2 protein-coding genes are annotated in these 4,152 nt (G+C 64.4%); both read right to left on the bottom strand.

The features are described 5' to 3' along the window. Positions 1 to 2,174, bottom strand: a 2,174-nt coding sequence (locus FBR05_14935; GenBank protein MDL1873474.1) for a hypothetical protein, incomplete at its 3' end; no start/stop codon positions are given. A gap of 206 nt (positions 2,175 to 2,380) precedes the next feature. Next, positions 2,381 to 3,526, bottom strand: coding sequence for an acetyl-CoA C-acyltransferase (locus FBR05_14930; protein ID MDL1873473.1), 1,146 nt, complete (start codon positions 3,524 to 3,526; stop codon positions 2,381 to 2,383). Positions 3,527 to 4,152: the final 626 nt, after the last annotated feature.

Here is a 4,152-nt window from a genome sequence, read left to right as displayed (position 1 = left end):
AGGATGGGCTCGAAACGGACGCCGGCCTGGAAGTCGGCGGGTACGTCTTCCTTAGGCAAGTGCATGCCCTGGAAGGTCGCGCCCAGCCTCAGCTCGAATGGACGCGAGACGCGATAGCCGGCGGCGATCCCTAAACCGGCGCCGCCCGCGCCGGGACGCCCTGAAAACTCTGCGCTGGGCGAGAAGGACCAGCGGGGCAGGGCCTTGGGCGCGGGCGGCGGCTCCTCCGCCGCCTGCGGCTTGGAAAACAACAGCGAGACGTCCGCAAAGGAGGCCAGCAGCGCCTCCGTCGCCTGGGTCTTCGAGGGGTCGACCAGGCGCAGGGTCAGGAGGGCCTGTTTGCGCAGCCTGGGATCTTCCGTCGGATCCTGGGCCATCTTAAGCAATGCCTCGCCCTGGGCGGCGGCCGGCGCGCCCACTCGGCCCAGGGTATGCAGGCAGCGAAACCGTTGGAAGGGATCGAGCTTCCGCTCGGCGGCGCGCTCCATCAAGAGGGCCTGGGTGTTCGGCGAGGACTTGCCGATCTCGGCGAGCGCGTCCAAGCAATTGTGGCCGATCTGCGGGTCGTCGATCATGGCCAACAACTGAGGCGCGGCCTCGGCGGCGCCGCCGCCCATCTTCGCCAAGCCGGCGACCGAGTGCCGGAGCCGAAGGTAATCGCTTTTCGCGTCGCGCAGGATTTCCAAAAAGGTCTTGAGCAGTTCCGAATTTCCCGGATCGATCCGCACGGCGGATCCGACGAGGACGCTGGCCAGCTCGAAGGCCTTGTCGTCGGCCAGGTGCAGGTTCAGCGCGGGATTGAGGCCGCTGTTTGCCACCGAGCTTTGCGCCAGGCGCTGCAGGTCCGAACGGAAGCGCTTCAACAGCGCGGGAACGGCGGATTTCGCCTTCGGACCGATAGCCCCCAAGGCGCGGGCCGCGCCGAGGACGAGTTCGTAATCGTCAGCCTCCAGGCACTTGAGCAGCTCCGGGATCGCCAGCCCGGCCGCAGGGCCGATCTCCGCCAGCGCCCAGACCGCGCCGAGGCGCACCGTCGCGTCGGGGTCGCGCAAGGCCTTGCCCAACGCTGCCGCCGCCGGTCCTGCCTTGGCCTCCATCGCGCGCAGCCCCAGCGTCGCGCGAAAGCGCTCCTTCGCGTCGCCGCTGTTCAGCTTGGCGAGGTAAACTTTGATCTGTTCTTCGGGGCTGTGCACCGCGAGCAGGGCCAGGGAGGCCATCGGGTCCATGGGGTCGGCGACCTTGCCGACCTTTCCGTTCCAGTCGACGAAGGCCACGGTGGGGAAGCTGCGGACGCCGAACTCCGCCCAATCCTCTTCGCTGCCGCCCTTGCCCTCGGCGTGGATCACCAGGACGCGGCCACCGTCCTGCTTGGCGATCTTTTCGAAGTGCGACTGGTAGCTCTTGCAGGGGACGCACCAGTCCGCGGAAAAGGCAATCAAGGCCACCTGGCCGGGCTTCAGCCGCGCGAGCTGGGCCTTGAGCTCCTTGCCGTTGGATACCTCGACGGGCTTGCCGTCGGCCGTCTGGAAGGGCCGCGCGGCGACGCCGCCGGAAAAGGAGAGCGGTTCGGGGGAATAGAATTGCAGCAGGGATTCGCTTTGACCCTTGAGGACGGCGTGCTGGAACCTTTCTTGGACGCTGATCTTGCCGTCCTTATCCGCGTCGGGGACCTGGTCGCTCCAGAAGAAGGGGCTGAAGAGCTGGCAACTGACCTTCTCCCCCGGCGAGCCCTGCGACACGACTGTCGTCTTGGCGTCGGTGAAGAGATTGAAGCCGCTGCCGGAGTAGCAGTTGTCCATCACGAGGATGCGTTTGCCGTAGGACAGCTTTTTCAGGTCGGCGGCGAGGCTGCCCAGCGAGAGGCATTCCGCGGGCAGCGCGACGCAGCCCTCTCCCTTTGCGCCGCTGTCGCCGTGGCCCGTGAAATAGACGACCAGTAGATCGTCGTCGTCCATCTGGGCCTTCATGCCCGAGAGGAGCTTTTCCAGTCCTTCGCGGTTGGGGGCCTCGAAATGCTCGACGGCGCCGCCCGGGGTCTTGGGGCTGGCCACCGAAATGTCGTAGCTGCCTTCGGCGCGCAGGGCCTTCACCGCGCGGTCCACGTTGCCCAGGTGCCGGGCCTCGGTGTCGCCGTTGACTATCAAGGCGTATTTTTTTTGGATGCCGTCGCCCAAAGTGCTCCCTTGGGGCCGGAAGAGGGCCCCCAGGACTTAGAGCAACGAATATGCCAAGCGATCCTTCGAGGGGTAGAGATAATCTTAAAATATTTCAATAGCTTACAAAGGCAGGCCGAGCGGCCTCCAGGCCCGGCCGCAGTCTTGGCGTGGGAGGACCTCAGTTTTTGAAAGAAATTTCACATCTTGGGAAGAAATAACGAGGCTCAGACCTGCCGGTCGATGATCGTCGCCACGCCCATGCCGTGCCCGATACAGAGCGTGACCAGGCCGTAGCGCAGGTTGCGGCGCTCGAGCTCGTCCAGGACGGTGCCCAGCAGCATCGCGCCGGTGGCGCCCAAGGGGTGGCCCAGGGCGATGGCCCCGCCGTTGACGTTGACCTTTTCGGGGTCGAGCTTGAGGTCCTGCATGACCGCCAGCGGCACCGGGGCGAAGGCCTCGTTGATCTCGAAGAGGTCGATGTCGGAGATCTTCAGCTTCGCCTTGGCGCAGACCTTTTGGATCGCCGGGATCGGGCCCAGCAGCATGATAATGGGATCGCTGCCGACCTCGACGGTCGCGACGACACGCGCGCGCGGCTTGAAGCCGTGCTCCTTGCAGGCCTTCTCGCTGGCGAACAAGACCGCCGCGGCGCCGTCGACGATGCCGCTGGAATTGCCCGCGTGGATCACGCCGTCCTCCTTGAACACCGTCTTCAACGTCGCGAGCTTGTCGGCGGTCGTGCCGGGACGCAGGTGCTCGTCTTTTTCGAAACGGAAAGTCTTGCCCTCGGCATCCTTCGCCGTCACCGGGACGATCGACTTCGCGAAACGCTTCTCTTCCCAGGCCTGCGCGGCGCGGGCCTGGGAGCGCTCGGCGTATTCATCGAGCTGCCGGCGGGTGAAGCCGTATTTCTCCGCGATCAGCTCGGCGGAGACGCCTTGCGGCACCAAATCGAATCGCTCGGTCAGCTTGGATCCGGCCATCTCGAAGTTGATCGCCATGGGGACGCGGGTCATGTGCTCGACGCCGCCGCCGATCAGGACGTCGGACATCCCGGCCATGATCGTGTGGGCCATGAGGTTGCAGGCCGAGAGGCCCGAGCCGCAGAAGCGGTTGAGCGTTGCGCCGGGGATGTCGACGGGCCAGCCCGCGGCGAGCACCGCCTCGCGGGCGATGACGTTGTCTTGGGCGTCGCGCTGGGAGACGCAGCCGTAGAGGACGTCTTCGACGAGCAGCGGCGAGAACTTGTTGCGCTCGACCAGGGCCTCAAGCGGGACCGCCGCCAAGTCGATGGGGTGGACGAACTTCAGACTGCCTTCGCGCTTGCCGCGGGGGGTGCGGACGGCATCGACGATCAGGGCTTGGGGCATAAGAGACTCCTTTTCGATAGGGATGCGCCGTTTTCTTAAGGCTTCTCGGGCCCTCATTCAAACATTTTTCTCGTTCTGTGGGTAGGGCCGGGGTGGCTTTGGGGATTGGGGTTGTCAATGCATGGAAAGATAAGGGGAAATTTTCCTTATCCCCAAGTGGGGATATTCATGTTAATAAATGTAATGTAGGGTCATATAAGGTCATTGGGGGTTCTGTACAAGATGAAGCATCTTCGATACTTAGCAACCTGGTGCCGCCGGGGGCGATAAGCTGGGCCTAAGCGATAATTAGCAGGCTGTTGAAATAAGACTTTATTCCCGCCGGAATAAACCTGGTTCCATACACCGCCCGAAAGTCTTTCGGATTTTCGGGGTTCGCCAATCCGCCTGCGGCGGCTTGGCCCGAAACCGGGGCTCTTTAAACAGCCTGGTAGAATTTCGGGTTTTTCTGGGATGACTCCGACACTGCACGGGTTTGGAACTTATTCGGGGCTCGGCCGCGAGGATGCCTTTGCGTCCGGCGCCGCTGCGCGCGGGCCGAGGCCTGCGCTGGGCGGCGAGTCGGGCGCTGCTTTAGCCTCGTCCGCGGGGATCTTGGCGGGCCTGCTGGAATCGGCGGCGGCGGG

It is taken from the genome of Deltaproteobacteria bacterium PRO3 (genome assembly GCA_030263375.1).
Taxonomy (GTDB): domain Bacteria; phylum UBA10199; class UBA10199; order DSSB01; family DSSB01; genus DSSB01.
Note: the sequence above shows the minus strand (reverse complement) of the source record. Positions and strands in the feature narration are given on the sequence as shown.

Excerpts from the sequence above, each read along its gene's own strand:
- FBR05_14930 (MDL1873473.1), bottom strand. The coding sequence starts at position 3,526 with ATGCCCCAAGCCCTGATCGTCGATGCCGTCCGCACCCCCCGCGGCAAG.